General features: G+C 31.9%; 15 protein-coding genes and 2 pseudogenes. 7 read left to right on the top strand and 10 right to left on the bottom strand.

Going from position 1 to position 19397, the window contains the following annotated elements; all coding sequences use genetic code 11:
* Positions 1–147: 147 nt before the first annotated feature.
* From ACEW8E_RS00655 to ACEW8E_RS00645, 3 genes and pseudogenes are all read right to left on the bottom strand, one after another.
* Positions 148–702: pseudogene (locus tag ACEW8E_RS00655) on the bottom strand (SulP family inorganic anion transporter); the annotation flags it as partial.
* A 479-nt stretch (positions 703–1181) separates the two neighbouring features.
* Entirely contained in the window at positions 1182–1679 is a 498-nt protein-coding gene (locus tag ACEW8E_RS00650) for a hypothetical protein (protein WP_373478408.1), read from the bottom strand.
* 77 nt (positions 1680–1756) lie between these two features.
* Complete coding sequence (locus tag ACEW8E_RS00645; RefSeq protein ID WP_373478407.1) at positions 1757–2773, bottom strand: hypothetical protein; 1017 nt, start codon at positions 2771–2773, stop codon at positions 1757–1759.
* An 86-nt stretch (positions 2774–2859) separates the two neighbouring features.
* Between ACEW8E_RS00645 and ACEW8E_RS00640 the strand changes: the two genes are divergently transcribed.
* Positions 2860–4056: a hypothetical protein gene (locus tag ACEW8E_RS00640; protein ID WP_373478406.1), complete on the top strand. Its 1197-nt coding sequence runs from the start codon at positions 2860–2862 to the stop codon at positions 4054–4056.
* A 104-nt stretch (positions 4057–4160) separates the two neighbouring features.
* Here ACEW8E_RS00640 and ACEW8E_RS00635 read toward each other — a convergent pair whose 3' ends face one another.
* The 3 genes from ACEW8E_RS00635 to ACEW8E_RS00625 all read right to left on the bottom strand — a co-directional run bounded on the left by ACEW8E_RS00635 (position 4161) and on the right by ACEW8E_RS00625 (position 7294).
* On the bottom strand, positions 4161–5252 hold the full coding sequence (locus ACEW8E_RS00635; protein WP_373478405.1) for a GTP-binding protein: 1092 nt from the start codon (positions 5250–5252) through the stop codon (positions 4161–4163).
* A 100-nt stretch (positions 5253–5352) separates the two neighbouring features.
* Positions 5353–6747, bottom strand: coding sequence for an asparagine--tRNA ligase (gene asnS / locus ACEW8E_RS00630; RefSeq protein ID WP_373478404.1), 1395 nt, complete (start codon positions 6745–6747; stop codon positions 5353–5355).
* Between the two features lie 124 nt (positions 6748–6871).
* Positions 6872–7294 carry a bacteriohemerythrin gene (locus tag ACEW8E_RS00625; RefSeq protein ID WP_373478403.1) on the bottom strand — a complete coding sequence of 141 codons (423 nt, stop codon included), beginning with the start codon at positions 7292–7294 and terminating at the stop codon, positions 6872–6874.
* Between the two features lie 287 nt (positions 7295–7581).
* Here ACEW8E_RS00625 and clpS point away from each other — a divergent pair, with 287 nt between their 5' ends.
* From clpS to ACEW8E_RS00610, 3 genes are read left to right on the top strand one after another with little or no spacing between them, the layout of a single operon-like run.
* A complete protein-coding gene (gene clpS, locus ACEW8E_RS00620; protein ID WP_373478402.1) occupies positions 7582–7887 on the top strand; it encodes an ATP-dependent Clp protease adapter ClpS in 306 nt (101 codons plus the stop codon).
* Positions 7884–8171: a DUF2103 domain-containing protein gene (locus ACEW8E_RS00615; protein ID WP_373478401.1), complete on the top strand. Its 288-nt coding sequence runs from the start codon at positions 7884–7886 to the stop codon at positions 8169–8171. The genes clpS and ACEW8E_RS00615 overlap by 4 nt, the downstream gene beginning before the upstream one ends.
* Positions 8172–8196: 25 nt before the next feature.
* The gene (locus ACEW8E_RS00610; RefSeq protein ID WP_373478400.1) at positions 8197–8634 is read left to right on the top strand and encodes a DUF3465 domain-containing protein; all 438 of its coding nucleotides are present in this window, start codon (positions 8197–8199) and stop codon (positions 8632–8634) included.
* Positions 8635–8859: 225 nt separating this feature from the next.
* Here ACEW8E_RS00610 and purL read toward each other — a convergent pair whose 3' ends face one another.
* The 3 genes and pseudogenes from purL to ACEW8E_RS00595 form a co-directional block, all read right to left on the bottom strand.
* The gene (gene purL / locus ACEW8E_RS00605) at positions 8860–11127 is read right to left on the bottom strand and encodes a phosphoribosylformylglycinamidine synthase subunit PurL (protein WP_373478399.1); all 2268 of its coding nucleotides are present in this window, start codon (positions 11125–11127) and stop codon (positions 8860–8862) included.
* 140 nt (positions 11128–11267) lie between these two features.
* Positions 11268–13655, bottom strand: a pseudogene (locus ACEW8E_RS00600) (dynamin family protein).
* Positions 13656–13713: 58 nt separating this feature from the next.
* On the bottom strand, positions 13714–14406 hold the full coding sequence (locus ACEW8E_RS00595) for a hypothetical protein (protein ID WP_373478398.1): 693 nt from the start codon (positions 14404–14406) through the stop codon (positions 13714–13716).
* Positions 14407–14930: 524 nt separating this feature from the next.
* On the opposite strand from ACEW8E_RS00595, the gene nuoH reads away from it, so the two are divergent.
* The 3 genes from nuoH (at position 14931) to ACEW8E_RS00580 (ending at position 18055) form a co-directional block, all read left to right on the top strand.
* A complete protein-coding gene (gene nuoH / locus ACEW8E_RS00590) occupies positions 14931–16049 on the top strand; it encodes an NADH-quinone oxidoreductase subunit NuoH (protein WP_373478397.1) in 1119 nt (372 codons plus the stop codon).
* Between the two features lie 296 nt (positions 16050–16345).
* Positions 16346–16477, top strand: a complete 132-nt coding sequence (locus ACEW8E_RS00585; RefSeq protein ID WP_373478396.1) for a hypothetical protein — start codon at positions 16346–16348, stop codon at positions 16475–16477.
* Positions 16478–16738: 261 nt separating this feature from the next.
* The gene (locus ACEW8E_RS00580) at positions 16739–18055 is read left to right on the top strand and encodes a PleD family two-component system response regulator (protein WP_373478395.1); all 1317 of its coding nucleotides are present in this window, start codon (positions 16739–16741) and stop codon (positions 18053–18055) included.
* Positions 18056–18070: 15 nt separating this feature from the next.
* On the opposite strand, the gene purD is transcribed toward ACEW8E_RS00580, so the two are convergent.
* Positions 18071–19339, bottom strand: coding sequence for a phosphoribosylamine--glycine ligase (purD, locus tag ACEW8E_RS00575; RefSeq protein WP_373478394.1), 1269 nt, complete (start codon positions 19337–19339; stop codon positions 18071–18073).
* Positions 19340–19397 lie beyond the last annotated feature (58 nt).

Raw genomic sequence — 19397 nt, 5'->3', positions numbered from 1 at the left:
CACAAAGATGATTTTGCTTTCCTTTTTTAATTCCATTTTTGTGAATATGTTTAGACCCGCACTCTGGACATTGTATCATTTTTTTATTTTTGATAATTTGACCCCTTTATCTAAAAATCATACCTTAATTCAGCAACGCCGTTTAAAGAAAATAGTGATAAATGTCATGACACCCAAAGCCACTAAAGGAGAAGGTACAGTTTGGGTAAAACGAGGTAAAATGTAGATTATAAGTAACGATGCGATGGTTATACCATAAACGGCATAAGGTACATCCGTTAATTGAGGTAACTGTGCCAGAAAAATTAATATCCCTAATGCGTTGATGTAACCCATCATTACCGCACGAGGCACATATTTCATTTGTCTGCCTAATTTCAAAACACCAAAAATTAGTTGTAAAATACCCGTTAAAATACCAGCCGCAAAGATATAGTCAACGCCATGATCTTTGACTAAGTTTACCATTAATAATGCCATTGCACCCGTTGCCGCCGAAATGGAGCCCGGTCTTCCTCCTAAAAATGCGGTGATGACAGCTATAATAAATGAAGCGTATAAACCAACTTTAGGATCAACTCCTGCAATAATAGAAAATGCGATGGCTTCTGGAATTAACGCTAATCCTACCACTGCACCAGCCAAAACATCGCCCTTGACGTTAGAAAACCACTCCCTTTTTAGGGTAACTGTATTTAACATTGCCTCCTCAAAATTAATTAACTAATGGAAAATTTTGATTATAAAATTACTAATAAAATAAATAGTAATAAAAATCACTCACCATGAAAAAATAAGATAACACCTAGAGCATAATTGATGTTGAGATGTGCTTAGGGGGGATATTGCATTAGATTGACTTACATATTGATAAAACTCAATCTTATTTATAACCTAAAACCGATATTAAAGCAATTTTTTTCTGAAACACTTTTGATATTCTTTTTAGATTTAATTAATTATGATATATAATACTACGAAAAAATATAAACTTATTACTATCATCCTAGCTATAAACTTCAACTCTAAATTTTGCTTTAATACTTACTATCTTATTCTTTTCAAGTATTTCCTCTGCTAAGGTAGATAATTATTGATGATTATTGAGAAGATAGCGAAGGATTATATTACCATAAGCGATCGCCATATTGCTCCTCCGCTGTTTAAATAACAAAAAATAATTAAATATTTTTATAAACAATAGCGCCATCGCCATTACGATTATAACAGTAAACTAATTGTTCTTTTTCTAAAGTAAACAAGGTTTCCTTAACAATTTGAGGCGTTAATTCTGTGGCTAAAACAATTTGTGATACTGTCATTTCACCTTTATTTTCAAGGGCTTTTAAAATTATTAAATCTGGATTAGAAATATTATTTCCAGATGGAGAAGAATTTCCTTGTAAAAGTTTGACTTTATCTTTTGCATTATTAATAGACGTAATATTTTCTACGGTTATACCAAGTATAAATAATAGCCATAAAATGGAGATAGTATCATATTCTTGAACTGCAGTAACCAAGATAAAATATATGATAGTTGTGATAATTGCTAAGAGATAACGATTAGTGTAAAAATAACTCACAGGAGAAATAAGGAATAAAATTCCCACAATCCAACGATTTTTTTTACTTCTGTTTTCGAGAGTTTGCAATTCTTTTACTGTGTTTTGAGTCATGATTTTTGTGTTTGAATTATGGAGAATTTATGTTGTTAAATTACCTGAAAAAGTTTTCAATACTTGAATTTTTCCGATTAAGTTAAAATAGCAAGAATATTATTAATATTGTCTTGTATCATCTGAAATTCAAGCTTTTGAGAATCTAGCCATTGCTTTTCACTATTTCTTTTTTCCTCTGTTTCCTCCTCATAGCTTTTTTGTTTTTCTAACAAATTATTATAGAATTTTATTCCTTCTTCAATAACATCAATAAGACGGTTATTAAGTTCGTCAAATATCTTATTAATAAAATCGTTGATAGAAGACGAAATATTAACTTTAAATTTCTGAAAATTCTCTAAATTTACCCCCATTAAACTCTTTTTATTTAAGTCATCGATATAACTTTTTAATTGAGTTTTATAGTCATTAGTTTTGGTATTAATACCTTCTGAACAATAATCATAAATTCGTGCTAAAAGATTGTTTTTTTTGTCTCTTACCTTCTCTTTTGTGGCAGAATCTAAGAGAGAAATTGTTGTTTCAAATTTGTCTAAATCTAAGGTAAAAAGTTCATCTTTGATGACAATTAAACCATTCTCAACGATATTTTCTATTGCACCAGAAACCCTAGTATCAACTAAGTTAATTAAGTCTTTAATTAAACCATCTTTTTCAAACATATTAGTTGAATTTCTTAAAGTATTTTTATTAGATTCAAAAAACCATTTTTTCTCTAACGTTGTAAAATTTTCTTCCCAAGATTGATTTAATTGAGCTAAAAATTCCGTTTGATTTATTTGTTTTAACCGCCAAATACGACAATCGCAACTACTAAATTCGCCTAATTGTTGGATGATTTCAGTTTTGGGTATATCTTCAATTCTGAATTTACTTTGCCACACATCATAGGCATTTTCAATATTTTCTAAACAAACTTCATGAAAAAATTTAAGTTTAGTTAACGATGCTTGATATTCTTGATAGCAAGGTTGCAAAGAATTATTTAAAATTTCTGCTGAATTATTTAGTTCTATCGAACTATCCGTATTACTTTTTACTTGCTCAATTAAAGTACTAATACTTTGTAGTGAGTTCAAATATTCTTTCATAAAATTTTGCCGAAAACCTTTATAATGATGATTGTAGCAAAAAAAACGACAAGTCAACTATTTTTTCTGATTAGAGGTTATTACTTATGAATATGCCAATAGTTTTATCAATGGGACAAATTTGCGATAAAGCAACTATGACTTGTGTCGCATTTGCCTCTGAACATCCAGAAATACAACAATACCTCGTAGAGGTTGGTCAAGCACTTTTAAATCGTATCCCAATAGTAGCATTAGGAAATGAGGTTATCTCAATACATTCACAAAATCAACAAATGGCGAATATACAAGAGAATCTCACAGGTATCAAAAATGGAATGGATACATTGACAAGTAGCGTTGGTGTTTTGCAGTCTGGAATGATGATGATTGGAGTTGGTACTTTTGCTAGTGTTGCTTTATCGGCATTAAGTTTACGTCAAACCCTACAGTTGAGAGAAGATGTTAAACAATTAAAGTTGGAAGTCAAAGACGGTTTTATTGACTTGAAAAAAGCCTTTAGGAGTCAGGGAGATGAAATTATTAAGCGCATTGATGAGGTGGCTAGGGATATTAAATTTGAAGAGCATCGTTTGATTTTAGTTAAGGCTTATGGGGAATTTCTGGAGGCTACTCGATTGATGAAAATAGCTTTGACAGGGGATGAAAGTTTCAAAAATTCTACGTTGCAAAATGCTCAGTTGATGTTAACAAGGGCGTTAGCGGATTATAATAATCCTCATATTTTTGATGGTGTGTGCGCAGCAGGGGAGTTGCGTCGTCGGGAATGCGCTTGGGCAATTCAACAGGCTTTGATTATGACTTATCAGTTACAAAATCAACCCAATGCAGTAAAAGATTCAATCAAGCATTTATCAGATAGTATTATGCGTGATTTGTGTCATATAGTTGATCGATGTGAATCGAGTTATGAATTAGATTTTTTGTTTCCTGAAGTGTTAAGAATTTATACCCAAGATTTACCAGCGTTACAGATACAAGCCTTACCTCCCGATGAACAAAAACAATTATTATCTAGTGTGGATGATACTAATGATAATGGCATTGTGGAAGAACCACCAGAGCAAATTCTTTACGATTTGGTAAAACCGAAATCCCATTACGAAGCATTAAAAGATAGTTTACGTTTCACCCTTAAACCTATATTGCGTCAAGATTACATGGATTATATTAGACAAAGAGCTTCCGCCGTGAAATATAAAGGTATCGCTTTATGTGATTGGGCAAATGTAAGTAATTTGAATTTAGCTAATATTTACTATTACTTTAAGTTACGAGAATAATTTAAAATCTGAGTGCGCTATAAAATTTCGGTGGTGCAAAGGTTGCATAGCAAAGGCAAAAGGATTAAAGTTGATTTTGTGGGCAATGCCCACCCTACTTATAATTAATTATTAATCAGGCATTTTTCTAATTTAGATTTAATGATTTCTGCTTCAATATTTTGCCCAATAAATACTAATTTATTTTCTCTTTTTTGTCCTTCTTTCCAAACATCATCTTCGATAGTAAAACGTTTACCACTGAGATGAAATATATGTTTATCAGGACTTTCTTGAAACCATAAAATACCTTTAGCACGAAAAACATTAGCTGATAATTCGTTGTCTAAAAAGCTCTGTAATTTACGAATATTAAAAGGTTTATCACTGACAAAAGAAACGGAAATAAAACCGTCATTTTCTAAGTGATTTGAGTGGTTATGATGATCATGTTGACAATGTTCGTCATGTTCGTGATCTTCGGTACAATGATGATTATGGTCATGGTCATGGTGATCATGATGGTGATCATGTTTATCATCAGAATCTATAGTATCAAAATATTTGTCAGATTCAAATAATCCGACACTGAGAATTAATGGTAAAGGCACTTGAGATTTTGTGGTGCGTAAAATTCTGGCATCGGCTTTAATATCTCTTAATCTAACTTCTAATAAATCGACATCAGCTTCGTCAACTAAATCAGTTTTATTAAGTAAAATAATATCACCATAAGCTATTTGATTACAAGCCGCTTCACTGTTGAATAAATCAAGACTAAAATTCTCACAATCCACTAAAGTAACGATAGAATCTAGTCGAGTTAAATCTCTTAATTCTGTACCTAAAAAAGTCAATGCAACGGGTAAAGGATCAGCAATTCCTGTAGTTTCTACTACTAAATAATCGACTTTTTCTTCTCTTTCTAAAACATTATAAATAGCGTCAACTAAATCGTTATTTATAGTGCAACAAATACAACCATTACTTAATTCTACCATGGTTTCATCGGCGGAAATAATCAAATCATTATCAATACCAATTTCGCCAAATTCATTGACTAAAACTGCCGTTTTGATACCCTGTTGGTTTTGCAAAATATGATTAAGTAAAGTGGTTTTTCCACTGCCTAAAAATCCCGTAATAATAGTAACAGGTAAACCGTGTTTAGGGGCATCAAGAAGACTACTTGTATTATTTACTGAAACTTGAGTCATAATAACTATAAATTTTTATTCTGTGGTTAAAGAGATTATATCACTATAAATACTTGTCTTGATAACTGTATTACTTATTATTTATTTTCAAGCATTACAATTAAAATTCTGCATTCATAGGAGTGCGAGGAAAAGGAATGACATCCCGAATATTCTCCATTCCTGTCATAAATTGTACCAGTCTTTCAAATCCTAACCCAAAACCAGCATGGGGTACAGTGCCATATCTTCTTAAGTCTAAATACCACCATAAACTTTCAGAGTTAATGTTTAATTGTGCAATTCTGGACTCTAAAATATCGAGTCTTTCTTCTCTTTGTGAACCGCCGATAATTTCCCCAATATTAGGTGCTAAAATATCCATGGCGGCAACAGTTTTTTGATCATCATTTAATCGCATATAAAAGGCTTTTATGTCTTTGGGATAATTAGTAACAATTACAGGTTTTTTGAATAACTTTTCAGCTAAATATCTTTCATGTTCTGATTGTAAATCAATGCCCCATTCTACTTTATATTCAAAATTTTGGGTACTTTTTTCTAATAATTTAATGGCTTCAGTATAGGTAATTCTAGCAAACTCATTATTAATAATATTTTGAGCATTATCTAACACACTATTATTAATTCTTTGATGGAAAAATTCGAGATCTTCAGGACAGTTATCTAAAACATATTTAAACACATATTTTAAGAATTCTTCTGCTAAATTTTGATCTCCTTCTATGTCGCAAAAAGCCATTTCTGGTTCAACCATCCAAAACTCTGCTAAGTGTCGAGAAGTATTAGAATTTTCTGCTCTAAAAGTAGGTCCAAAAGTATAAACATTTTCAAAAGCCATAGCCATAATTTCTGCTTCTAATTGCCCACTTACGGTTAAAAAAGCCTGTCTGCCAAAGAAATCATTTTTATAGTCAATAGTTGCTGTTTTTTTTGCTAAAATTTCTTCAAAGTTTAAGTTACTAACTGTAAATAATTCTCCCGCTCCTTCACAATCACTAGCGGTAATAATAGGAGTATGTACCCATAAAAAACCTTTATTTTGAAAAAATTGATGAATAGCATTCGCACAACCATTTCTTACTCTCATCACCGCGCCAATGGTATTTGTTCGCCCTCTTAAATGTCCAATTGTTCTTAAAAATTCAAAAGAGTGACGTTTTTTTTGTAAAGGATAAATTTCGGGATCACAATCCCCAAAAACTTCGATAATATTGGCATTTAATTCTATTCTTTGACCTTTAGCAGGAGATTGTACTAATATACCTTCTACCGTTAAAGATGATCCAGTATTTAGTTTTTTTATGATAGTTTCATAGTTAGGTAAATCTTGATTTAAAACTACCTGTAAATTAGCTAAAGATGAACCATCATTGACTTCAATAAAAGTAAATTCTTTTAACTCTCTTTTTGTTCTTACCCATCCTTGAATTTTTATTTTTTCTTCTGGTTTTCCTTGTCTTAAAATCTCAATAATTCTTTTAATATCATTCATGATTTTTATTATTTTGAGGTTTATTAACGTAATTTATTTTTTATTATTATAACATTTACTATGCTTAATAATTATTATTAACTGTTTTAATACATATTTAATAATTTAATTATACAGTAAATTACTAATTTATTTTTTGATATTTATGACGATTATCTCTAATATAATTCATCACTTTTAAATCTTCTCCTTTTATATGATGAATTAGCCATTCTGTCATAAATTGAGAAACTTTAACCGTTAAAAATTGTTCCTTATTTTCCCATTGTTTCTTTAAGGTAAAAACAGCATCTTTTAACTGATCATGTTTTTCTTTATGACATACAAAATCTGGATATTCATATTGTTTCATAATTTGCTCTTCTGTCTCGAAATGTTTGACAGTATAGGAAGCTAATTTATTAAGAATTTCTCCCAAAATTTGTTGCCCTTTTCCTTCAATCATTGCATCATGTAACTCATTAATGACAGAAAAAAGGTATTGATGTTGTTCATCAATTATAGTTTCCCCAGTAATGTATTCATTTCTCCAAAAAGCGATAGGCATTTTTTACTTCCTTGAATTAATAATAATTATACAATTTACCATAACTTAAATGTTAATATAATTTCTATTCTTTATCAATTAGAATAAAAAATATAAACTAATCAATATCTTTAATAAAAATTTTAACCTTAGATTCTCATTAGAATATGATAATAATTTCTAAAGATTAACTATTTGTAATAACAAAAAGAAACACTATTTATTACGTATTAAAACTACTGAAATCATAACTTATGATATATTATTTAATTATATTTAAAAATATCTATAAGTATTAATGACTTTTTATGACTCAAACAGTTTTAGCAAGTACAATTATTGCGCCAACTAAATCTAGCCAAGTAACTCGAAAATCTTATCCTAATTTCAAAGTAATTGTTTTGAATGATGATTTTAACACTTTTGATCATGTAGCTGATTGCTTAATGAAATATATCCCAAACATGAATAGTGATCTTGCATGGGAATTAACAAATCAGGTACACTTTGATGGACAAGCATTAGTATGGAGTGGACCTTTAGAACAAGCTGAATTATATCACCAACAGTTAAGACGGGAAGGTTTGACAATGGCACCTTTGGAGGCAATATGAGTAAATCTTCTGATGGTAGAATCGTTTGGAATCACTCAACACACCTTGATGGATTGATTCCTATTCTCGAAAAATTAGTTATTTATGATGGCATCAAAACTGTAACACCAGCAGTTTTAAGCAGATCTCGTAGTCATTCTCCTCATCTCAAATTAAAAATTTCTGTACCTATTCGAGGAGGCTACAAATTAATCGCTAGATGTGGTAAAAGTGTTCAAGAAGTTTTTATTATTACTACTTTAGGACAAACTGAGTTAGAAAGTATTATTGCGGGTATATTATAACTAATGTTAAATTGTTTAATAATTTATGAAAAAAGTAGCCTTTATTATTAGTTTTTTCCTTTTAATATATTCTTTTTCACAACCAATTAAAGTTACTTTTGCTCAAAATATTATTGCTCAAAATAATAGCAATGATCAAGTAATAAAAAACGCATTTAATCAAAAAATATCGAATATTCAAGTACAAAATCAAGGAGGAGTAATTAAACTATTAAAAGATGATTTAGACGGTGGCAAACATCAAAGATTTATACTAAAATTTAACTCTGGGCAAACTGTACTTATAGCCCATAATATTGATTTAGCACCTCGAATTAATAATTTAAAAGTAGGTGATATTGTTAGTTTTTATGGTGAATATGAATGGAATTCTCAAGGAGGAGTAGTTCATTGGACACACAAAGATCCTCAAGGAAAACATCCTCATGGATGGCTAAAACATAAAGGAAAAACATATCAATAATAAGTGTATATTAATTATCTCCGTTTGATAGAAAAATACTTGATTTAGAGAGGTTTAAGGTATCAGTTAACTGGTTTTAGGTTTAATCTTTTTGGCTGTTGATGAGATGAAAGAATTAAAAAAAAGAAAACTAATAAACATCAGTTTTTTGTCAATTCTTTAACCTAATACCTAACATCTGAAACCTGATACCTAACCTTAAAAAACTTTTTAAACAATCCTTAATCAAAGTCTATTCTCAATAGCATTTTCCCAAGTATCAGTGATAGTTTTTATATCTAAATTGATTAGATTATTAATATTTAAAACTGTTGATTTTACTTCCCCTATTTGTTGCCAATTATTGCCTAATTTTTCTGTTAATAGTGTTTCCCATTTACTTTGATTTTCTGGATGAATTGACACGATAATTAAACTAGCTAATTCACCGAATAAAACATTATCAAGACGAGCATTAATTTCAGGTAAAATAACCTCACAACCTAACTTACCACTGATAGAAGATTCAGCTAAAGCCACAGAAATTCCGCCTTCAGTGACATCATGGGCAGATTTTACCAAACTTTGGCGAATACCGTCACGACAGGCATTTTGTACTTGTTTTTCTAACTCATAATCCAATTCTGGAGGTTTTCCTGCCACAGTGTTATGAATAGTCTCTAAATATTCTGATGCACCCAATTTAGGGGTAAATTTACCTAAAATATAAATCAAATCACCCTCATTTTGCCAACCTTGCCCACAAATTTTGTCGATGTCTGGTATTAAACCCACCATCCCAATAACAGGAGTAGGGTAAATGGGTTGCGGATTACCTTCACTGTCGATAGTCTCGTTATATAAAGAAACATTACCGCCTGTTACGGGAGTGTTAAATTCTCGACAAGCCTCAGAAATTCCTTGACAAGCATGGTGTAACTGCCAGTAACCGATAGGTTTTTCAGGGCTTCCGAAGTTAAGATTGTCAGTAATAGCGATAGGTTGCGCACCAACACAACTCAAATTACGAGCAGCTTCGGCTACGGCTAATTTTGCCCCTAAAGATGGCTCTAAATATACATAACGAGGGTTACAATCCGTTGTAGCGGCGATACCTGTTTTCGCTAAAGCTGGTTTACCGTTAAGAGGGCGCACTCTGATAATGGCAGCATCTGCACCTCTGGGTAACATTACGGTGTTATTTTGCACTTGATGATCATATTGGCGATAAATCCACCGTTTCGAGGCAATAGAAGGAGTATCTAATAAAGTTAATAAAATTTGCTCCCAATTTTGCCCAATAACACCGTTTTTCTCAATCTTTGGTAATTCTGCTTCTGTCCAAGCCCATGCTTTAATAGCATATTCAGGCGGATTTGTCAAGACTTCATGGTGATAAATTGGTGTATTATCAGCGAGGGCGGTAGAAGGTAATTCGGCGGCAACTTTTCCTTGATGTAAAATTCTGACAATTTGCTCTGGTATTACTTCCCCAGCTACTACGGCATGAAGTCCCCATTTTTCAAATATATTAATCAATTCTTGCTCACGTCCTTTTTCAGCTACAAAGAGCATTCTTTCTTGAGACTCTGACAATAAATATTCATAGGGTATCATCCCTGTTTCTCTAGCAGGAATTTTATCTAAGTCTAACTCGATGCCAACGCCACCTTTTGCTGCCATCTCTGAGGTTGAGCAAGTAATACCTGCCGCGCCCATATCTTGGGCGGCTACTACTGCACCAGTTTTAAAGGCTTCTAAACAGGCTTCTATCAAGGATTTTTCGAGGAAAGGATCACCTACTTGTACTGCAGGGCGATCATCTAATGATTCATCTGTCAATTCTGCACTAGCAAAACTAGCACCTCCCATGCCATCTCTACCTGTAGTTGAGCCCACATATAACACAGGATTACCAATGCCAGATGCACCAGATTTGACTATGTCATCAGTTTCCATCAAACCGATTGCCATAGCGTTAACAAGGGGATTGCCACTATAAGCGGAATTAAAATAAACTTCACCGCCAACGGTGGGTACGCCGACACAATTACCATAATGTGATATGCCCTCTACAACTCCTTTAAAAATTCTCCTCGTATGAGCATTATCCAAATTTCCGAAGCGCAATGAGTTTAAAATAGCTATCGGGCGCGCACCCATAGTAAAAATGTCTCTTAATATACCGCCAACTCCTGTGGCTGCTCCTTGAAATGGTTCGATGGCGCTAGGATGGTTATGGGATTCTATTTTGAAAGCTACTCTTAAACCGTCACCTAAATCCACTACTCCTGCGTTTTCTCCAGGACCTACTAATATGCGATCGCCATCAGTAGGAAACTGTGATAGCAAAGGTTTTGAGTTTTTATAACAACAATGTTCTGACCACATTACCCCAAACATACCTAATTCGGCTTTATTGGGATGTCTGCCTAATCTTTTAACGATGTCTTCATATTCAGCAGGTTTAATGCCTTCGGAGGCGATTTCTTTGGGAGTAAAAGAGGCGGACATATTTTCTCTACATTAATTAACTTAATAACAATATATCAGCACCACTAACAATTATCAATTATTTTCAGCAAAGCCTAAGTTATTCGTAGTAAAAACTTTAATTTTGTCAAGAAAAAAGACTTACTACGATATAAATTTATCTATTCATAAATAGTAATTAAAGGTAATTTACGCTCATAAACTTCCATAGCTTCTAAACAATTATTAATACCAGAAATCGCTTCATTATAACTTTGACAATCAGCTTTTATTTCTGTCATTAATTGTTGATTATAAGCAATTTTTTCTCTGACTTCTTGCTCAAGAGTTTGTTGCAAGTTTTGTCTGGCTAAATCATGTTTATCGAGGATATTTTTTTTTATTTTTTCTGCTAAAGGTAACAAATTAATTGTCAGAGTTTGATTAATGGTTTGTTGAAAATCTTGATGAATGGTTTTATGAACTTTTGGCTCAAAATCGAGTTTTAAGAGTTGACGAATGGCAGGTTCTGCCTCTATCATGGCATTGACATCATAGGTTTGAGATGTCTGTTTTAAAGTTTCTCGGAATTGATAAATAGAAAATGTACCTTCGCTATAAAACTGAGAGGTTTCTCTCACATAACGATCACACTCTACACTAGCTTCATTTTGTAACAATGTGAAAAGAGTACTTTCTAAAGCGGTTAACTCGTTTTCGATACCGCCATCATTGCCTAATAAACGATAAAGTTGACGATAAAAATCTTGTAGTCTTACATCAATAATCAAATCATTGACAAAATTTTTAACTAATTCTTCTAACCCATCAACTAAGACATCTTCAAGGGAATTGGAAAGATAATATAACGCCTCCACCAAAACCGCAATTAATGGCGCTGTTTGGTTACGAGGATGGGCTTTTACTGCCCGACTATAGGTATCGCTAACGGAAAAAGTCTGCAATAATTGATCAAGATGGTTAACAAAGCGAGTTTGTAACCGTTGAAAATCTTGATTAAAGGCTTTATTTCCATTAGTAACTGTTTGGTTTACCTATTCATTAATAAAGTCATAAAAATTCTTACCAATATCTTGTAATTCAATATTTACACGGTTTAATTCTTGTTGTTTCATAGCCTCAATTTCTTGAGGTTGACTAATTAAATCCTGTTGAGATTGTTGGTAAACTTTCTTTAATTCAATACAAATAGGTTGTAAATCATCAGCTAAATTAGCGAAAAGTTGAGGGCGTTTTTCTTCTGTTAAATAACGAGTAATTTCTTGTTTAAAATTATCGATACCACTATCTTTTATTAGTTGCTCAATTAAGGGCATTCCCCATTCGCTTAAAATCCTTAAATAATTTTGATTGGGTGTTTCATAACCATTAACAGAAACTTTAAAATCAGTGGTAATTAACTTACCTGAATTAGCACAATAATTATTAAATTCACTAACAAATTGTGGTGTATTTTCCTCTCCTCCTAAATCTTTAATTGTCTCTGCAAAAATACTATCTAATCCAAAACGATCACTAAAAGAAGTATGCTTAACTTGACTACCGTAAAAACCGAGTAAACCGCTAGTTTTATATACTCGATTAGTGTGGGTAAAATCACTGTTAATTAAACTATCTAATCTTTCTCTTAATTGAGAAGCGTACCAAGTTTCATCAATGCGATTAAATACATAAAAAACTCGATCTCGAATGGAAGAATTAGACTTAATTTTTTCTAATAAATCCGTTTCAGCTTGGGTTAAATCTCCTGCCGATGCTGGTTTTAAAACACAGACAACTACTGAAGTATCAGGATTTTCGATTTTATTAAAAGCTAACTCTCTATCTTTTTCAATGGGCGCATCAATGCCGGGTAAATCAACTAATACGTTACCATCTTCTAATAAAGGATGATTACAATAATAATCAAGGCGTTTCAACACAGCCGAATTTTTCCCTCTACGCGCATAAGTAGCCGCTTCTGTGAGATTATTAAAGTTAAATTGCTCCATGGAATAGGTAGCGTTATTGGTGGGGTGGATTTTGTCTTTATTTTCCTCAAAACCCTGTAATAATAGGTTTAAGGCGTTAGCTTGTTTTGCCTTTTCCGATTTATTCACTCCTCCTTCTTGGTTGATAATTTGCGCACATTGTTCTTTAATTTGAACAATAACATGAGACTAATTAACGTAAATATCCGTTAAGTTGATATTCAATTGCTTGGATAAAGTTAGAATTTGCTCTAAAATTTCACCTTCACTTAAAAACGTTAATACTACTCTTTCTTGATTGGCTTGTGCATACTCAATGTAACATTCTATACCTGTTGCATGACCTTCTGCACTATATAGTAATTCACGTCCTAATAAACCATTGATTAACATAGATTTACCAGCACTAAATGCCCCAGCAAACACTATCTCAAATTTTGGAGCGATGGCTTTTTGTAGTGATGTTTCTAACTTAGAAGTTTCTTGATGAACTCGTAATTCAGGATTTTTCTTGACTAATTCAAGAATTTGATATACTTGAGAAACTAAATCGAGGCAAAGAGGGTGATTTTTCGTCATAACAAAGTGTTAACGTTAGATTTCATATTACTATGTTAACTCAACTTTTGTCAGTGAATTACTTAATAGTGACGATTTTTTTTCTGACTATATTCTGATGAACTTTTTTAGGAAGATTCAAAGGCTGCATTGAATTTGTTGATATTTTTGACAAACTTTGGTTAAGTTTATTGATTATAATTGGTTCATTTTCTAAATCAAGTAATAAAATAAAGTATTCTTTCACTTGATTAATTTGAAGAGAAGTAAGTTGATTATTTTGCTTTAACTCCATAATGTCATTAATACTTTTTAATCTTTGTAAAGGAGAATCATCATTTAATTGATTTATTAATTCATTAAATTTTGATAAATATTGTCTTTCTTTAATCGGTTTTTTTTGCCAGATTTTATATCCCATAAATCCTATTCCCAATGTAGAAAATAAAGATTGCCAAATAATACCTAATGCTAACCATTTATTATCTATTTCTGTCCAGATATTCAAGATTATGTAACTACCAATAGCCAAACTTCCAGCCGTAATTACAGATAAAATTAACTGTTTATTTTCTTGAGTTAAAATTTTAATAAAATATTGATTATAACTTCTCCAACAAATATTTTTTACCTGATAAGAAAGTAACATTGTTCCTGCAAAAATTGAGGTAGCTAAAATTAATTTTATATCACCAATACTCAAAGTTAATCCTAAAATAAATAAATAAAGTTTTCGGTTATTTAAACATCTCAAATATTTATTATTTAGCACTATATTTTGATAGGAAAATTTAGAGGAATAAATGGACATTTTAGTTATAAAAATTGCTATTTATATTATAGAGATAATAGACAATGAAAACAAATAAATTTTTATTATAATTTTGATGCTAGGATTAAAGTTAATATAATTTATAACTATTAAACATTCTTTAACTTCTATCCTTCCTGATTTAAGTTAATTTTCTATGGTTTACGGTATATTGTCAATTCATGACTAGATTTGATCGATAATTATCTGAGTTCGAGATTAAAAACCTTTTAAAATAAGGCTTATTAAGTAATAACTGTTCAAATTTTAGTCAAAGAAAATAATTAAATAACGGTAAATAATTGCAAAAAATGAATTTTATAATCGTTTAAATCAATTCTTACTCCTAACTCCCCGTTTCCTTTTTATCTCCTATCTTCTACCCTGATTTTAAATTTTATGACTCACCCTTAGTATAATTGAGCAAAAAAAAGCCTAAAATAACATAAGTTAAAAGTCTCAGATTGTTTATAAAGTAACTGACAATGAATTCAGGAATTGATTTACAAGGAAGTTTTATTACCTCCCTCACGGATTTTGGACTCTCACCAGAATTAGCGAAAACCCTTTGGATTCCTTTACCTTTGGGTTTAATGATTATTGGTGCTACAGTGGGTGTATTAGTAAGCGTTTGGTTAGAAAGAAAAATCTCGGCAGCAGTGCAACAGAGGATTGGACCTGAATATGCTGGTCCTCTTGGTGTACTTCAGCCTGTGGCTGATGGTATCAAATTAGTTTTTAAAGAAGACACTATACCTGCTAAAGCTGATAGTATATTATTTACTCTAGGCCCTGCTTTAGTGGTAATTCCCGTTTTCCTTTCTTATTTAATTGTACCTTTTGGTCAAAATATCGTTATAACTGACTTAAATGTCGGTATCTTTATTTGGATTTCCCTCTCTAGTATTGCACCTATCGGCTTATTAATGTCTGGCTATGCTTCTAATAATAAGTATTCCCTTTTAGGCGGTTTAAGGGCGGCTGCACAATCTATCAGTTATGAAATACCCCTCGCTTTATCGGTTTTGGCGATCGCCATGATGTCTAATAGTTTAAGTACTATAGATATAGTAGAGCAACAATCAGGCTATGGTATTTTAGGCTGGAATATCTGGAGACAACCCGTTGGCTTTTTGGTGTTTTGGATAGCGGCTTTAGCCGAATGTGAGCGTTTACCCTTCGACTTACCCGAAGCGGAAGAAGAATTAGTGGCAGGTTATCAAACAGAATATTCAGGGATGAAATTTGGTTTATTTTATGTAGGATCTTACGTTAACCTAGTACTATCTGCTCTTATTTTCGCAGTATTATATCTTGGGGGTTGGGAGTTTCCTATTCCTTTGAATAACCTTGCTAGTTGGATTGGTGTTAGTGAAAATACCCCTTGGTTACAAGTCATAACAGCTTCTTTAGGCATTAGTATGATGGTATTAAAAGCCTACTTTTTAGTATTTATCGCTATTTTATTACGGTGGACTGTACCCCGTGTTAGAATCGATCAATTATTAGATTTAGGTTGGAAATTTTTATTACCCGTATCCTTAGTTAACTTATTGCTAACTGCAGCGTTAAAATTAGCCTTTCCTGTGGCATTTGGTGGTTAAGTTAAAATAACTAAACTAACTGATATTACGTTATCCAAAGTAGAATATTTGACATTGAAGGTGTCAGGTTTCGGGTATTAGGTTTTCAAGAAAAAGAATTAGTTTATAGACATCAAATTACATATAGGAATCTGATTTGAGTCGTAAGAAAATAATAAGTTAATTTCCCCCAAAATTGGGGGTTAGGGGGCGAAGTCTATATATACAAAACTTCAAAGCCTTGATTTTTGATTATTTAACCTAATTCCCCGTTTCCTTTCTATCTTCTATCTCCTTTTAAGTGAACATTACTTAATATGATGTTAAGTTCTCGTAGTAATGAAAAACACCGCAAATTAGCTTTAAATTTAGATGCTTATGCTTATTTTTCTAAACCTTATAACGAGCAAGAATTACTCGGTAAAATTAAAGACTTTATTCTTAATTAACACCTTTTAATGTTAACTTTTATGAAAAAATGTATGACAATGATCTAAAAATGAGAGTTTTCAGAAAATCTTCACTAAATCTACACAATTGTTTGTCAATAATATAACTAGCAATCCTAAATAAATATTGAAAATTTAATCACTAGATATATTAGTTATTATTTATTATCAAAACTGACTCTCAATTGTTAATGATTTTCTCAGTTAATAATTTTCATAAAAGATTTAGACGCTAAATATAACAATTTATTATTAGAAAAAATGAATCATATTTTTCAACCTTTAAATCTTCTTCGGGATGGATTAACTACTAAAAAAACTGCTCATCTACACATAAAATCAAATACAGTAACTTGGGATCTTTATTTCGTTAATGGTAAATTACAATACGCTCAACATTCTTTGCAATCTCAAGAAACCATTAAATATTGTTTAATCAGCTTAGCACCTCAAGCCGTTGTTAAAATAACTTCTACTGAATCAACAAGTAATTTAAAAAATCTTCAACTATTAAATGTAGTTAATGAATTATTTTCTCGTCATGACATTAATTCCACAGAAAAAGTACTTTTAATTAAAGAATTAAGTCAAGATGCGTTAGAGTCTTTCCTTTGTTTAAAATATGGTAAATATCAGTGGAATGACATTAATGAATCTCAATCTTTAAAATTAAAAGAAACCATCGGCGAAAATCTTTTTGAACTTGCTAGTATTATTAAAACAGTACAAATTCGTTTACAACAATGGCAAAAACTTTCTCCTTTTATCTTATCTCCCTATCACCGATTAGTATTTGTTAATCCTTCTTTATTAAAAGACAATGTGCCTAATGGTACTCTTTCTCCGACTATTTTAATGAAGTTGATTAAATTTATGAAAGGTTTAACCATTCGTCAATTGAGTTTTTTGTTAAAGCAAAACGATGTTAAATTAGCTAATTTATTATTCCCTTATATACAACATAATATAATTAAAGTATATCCTCCGAACCTTCCTCACGATAAATTACCGACAATTTCTTCTATTACCAGAGAATCAAACAATGTTATTCTTTTAAGACAAATATCCAGCAATCAAGAAAATCTCACCGAAAAAAATAATTCAGTTTCTACATCTGTCACTAATAATAATCTTCCTGATTCTTCACTTTCAACTCCTTCTAAATCTTTGATGACAAAAGAAAATAATCATCAAAAATATAAGATCATGTGTATTGATGATAGTCCCACAATGCTCAAAACCATGAAAGGTTATTTAGAAAGCGATAACTATAATGTCTTAACAGTAGATAATCCGATGAAATCTCTTTCTTTTTTATTTGATAGTAAGCCAGACTTAATTTTAATGGATTTATCTATGCCCGGCATTAACGGAAATCGACTTTCTCAAATACTTAAATGTAGTCCAGTTTTTAAAAATGTTCCCATTATTATTGTTAGTGATAATACAAACGTTCTTAATCAAGAGGTAATAGAAGAAATTGGCGCAAAAAATTTTTTAGCGAAACCATTTGTCAAAAATGATTTATTAGCCATCGTTAACCAATATTTGCAACCGATTCAATCTTTAACCGCTTAAGAAATAATACAAATTTTACAATTTATTCATAATTCGATGTCCAATATCTCGGCGGTAATACATATCTTCAAATTTGATTTTTGCTACCGCCTCATAAGCTAATTTTATAGCACTTTGAAAGTCAATCCCCCGACAAGTTACCCCTAAAACTCTACCACCATCGGTGATGATTTCTTGATTTAATAGTTTTGTACCAGCATGAAACACTGTTACACCTTCGGTTTGCACTTGATCTATACCTGTAATTACTTTCCCTTTTTCATAATTACTTGGATAACCTCCTGCTGCCATAACCACACATACCGCACTCCCTTCATGCCATTCTAAAGGCGGTAAATCTGCTAATCTTTGTTGCGCACAAGCCAATAATACTTCTGCTAAAGGGGTTTTTAACATGGGTAACACTGCTTGAGTTTCAGGATCTCCAAAACGACAATTAAACTCCAATGTTTTGGGATCGCCTTCAGTAGTAATCATCAATCCTGCATATAACACCCCACGATAATCAATACCTCGTTTTTGTAATTCCTTTAAGGTTGGTTCTAAAATTTCTTTTGTAATGCGATCGCTTAATTCATCATTAACTAAAGGAGTTGGAGCATAAGCCCCCATACCACCAGTATTTGCACCTGTATCACCTTCACCAATTTGCTTATGATCTTGAGCGGGAATTAAAGAGCGGATTATTTTACCATCTGTCAAGGCTAAAACGGATACTTCCTGACCAGTTAAGAACTCTTCTATGACGACTTTACCAAAGTTTTGGGCAAAAAGTTCCTCAATTCCCTCTAAAGCCTCATCCTGAGTCATAGCGACGATCACACCTTTTCCTGCCGCTAATCCATCAGCTTTAACCACAATAGGCACACCTTCTTGAAGAATATAATTTCTTGCGGATTCTTTATCCGTGAAAGTCTCAGATTTTGCCGTAGGAATACCTCCTGCTATCATCAAATCTTTTGCCCATGACTTACTCGCTTCGATGGTTGCCCCTGCTTTATTTGGCCCAAAAACATTAATTTGATATTGTTGCAAATAATCGGTAATTCCGAGAGATAAAGGTAATTCTGGCCCAACTACCACTAAATCAATGGCTTTTTCTTTGATTAACTTTAAAATCCCTTCAAAATCATCCACCAGAAGAGAGACATTTTCACAATTTTTTAACCTAGCAGTACCACCATTACCCGGTGTACAAAACACTTTTTCTACCGTATCTGATTGTAATAACTGACTTGCTAAAGCGTGTTCTCTGCCACCACTACCAACAACTAAAACTTTCACTGTAATCTAAAATTCCTTTTGTGAATACTACTGTTAATTTTAGCGGAAAATAGTGACC

It is taken from the genome of Geminocystis sp. (assembly GCF_041753295.1).
GTDB lineage: Bacteria > Cyanobacteriota > Cyanobacteriia > Cyanobacteriales > Cyanobacteriaceae > Geminocystis.
Note: the sequence above shows the minus strand (reverse complement) of the source record. Positions and strands in the feature narration are given on the sequence as shown.

Bases quoted from the DNA above. Each gene is read 5' to 3' on its own strand.
- asnS (WP_373478404.1), bottom strand. From the start codon at position 6,747: ATGAATGATATTAAAAGAATTATTGAGATTTTAAGACAAGGAAAACCA.
- ACEW8E_RS00615 (WP_373478401.1), top strand. From the start codon at position 7,884: ATGAGTAAATCTTCTGATGGTAGAATCGTTTGGAATCACTCAACACAC.
- ACEW8E_RS00610 (WP_373478400.1), top strand. From the start codon at position 8,197: ATGAAAAAAGTAGCCTTTATTATTAGTTTTTTCCTTTTAATATATTCT.
- ACEW8E_RS00585 (WP_373478396.1), top strand. From the start codon at position 16,346: ATGATGTTAAGTTCTCGTAGTAATGAAAAACACCGCAAATTAGCTTTA.
- nuoH (WP_373478397.1), top strand. From the start codon at position 14,931: ATGAATTCAGGAATTGATTTACAAGGAAGTTTTATTACCTCCCTCACG.
- ACEW8E_RS00640 (WP_373478406.1), top strand. From the start codon at position 2,860: ATGAATATGCCAATAGTTTTATCAATGGGACAAATTTGCGATAAAGCA.
- ACEW8E_RS00625 (WP_373478403.1), bottom strand. From the start codon at position 7,294: ATGCCTATCGCTTTTTGGAGAAATGAATACATTACTGGGGAAACTATA.
- clpS (WP_373478402.1), top strand. From the start codon at position 7,582: ATGACTCAAACAGTTTTAGCAAGTACAATTATTGCGCCAACTAAATCT.
- purL (WP_373478399.1), bottom strand. From the start codon at position 11,127: ATGTCCGCCTCTTTTACTCCCAAAGAAATCGCCTCCGAAGGCATTAAA.
- ACEW8E_RS00645 (WP_373478407.1), bottom strand. From the start codon at position 2,773: ATGAAAGAATATTTGAACTCACTACAAAGTATTAGTACTTTAATTGAG.
- ACEW8E_RS00635 (WP_373478405.1), bottom strand. From the start codon at position 5,252: ATGACTCAAGTTTCAGTAAATAATACAAGTAGTCTTCTTGATGCCCCT.
- ACEW8E_RS00650 (WP_373478408.1), bottom strand. From the start codon at position 1,679: ATGACTCAAAACACAGTAAAAGAATTGCAAACTCTCGAAAACAGAAGT.
- ACEW8E_RS00580 (WP_373478395.1), top strand. From the start codon at position 16,739: ATGAATCATATTTTTCAACCTTTAAATCTTCTTCGGGATGGATTAACT.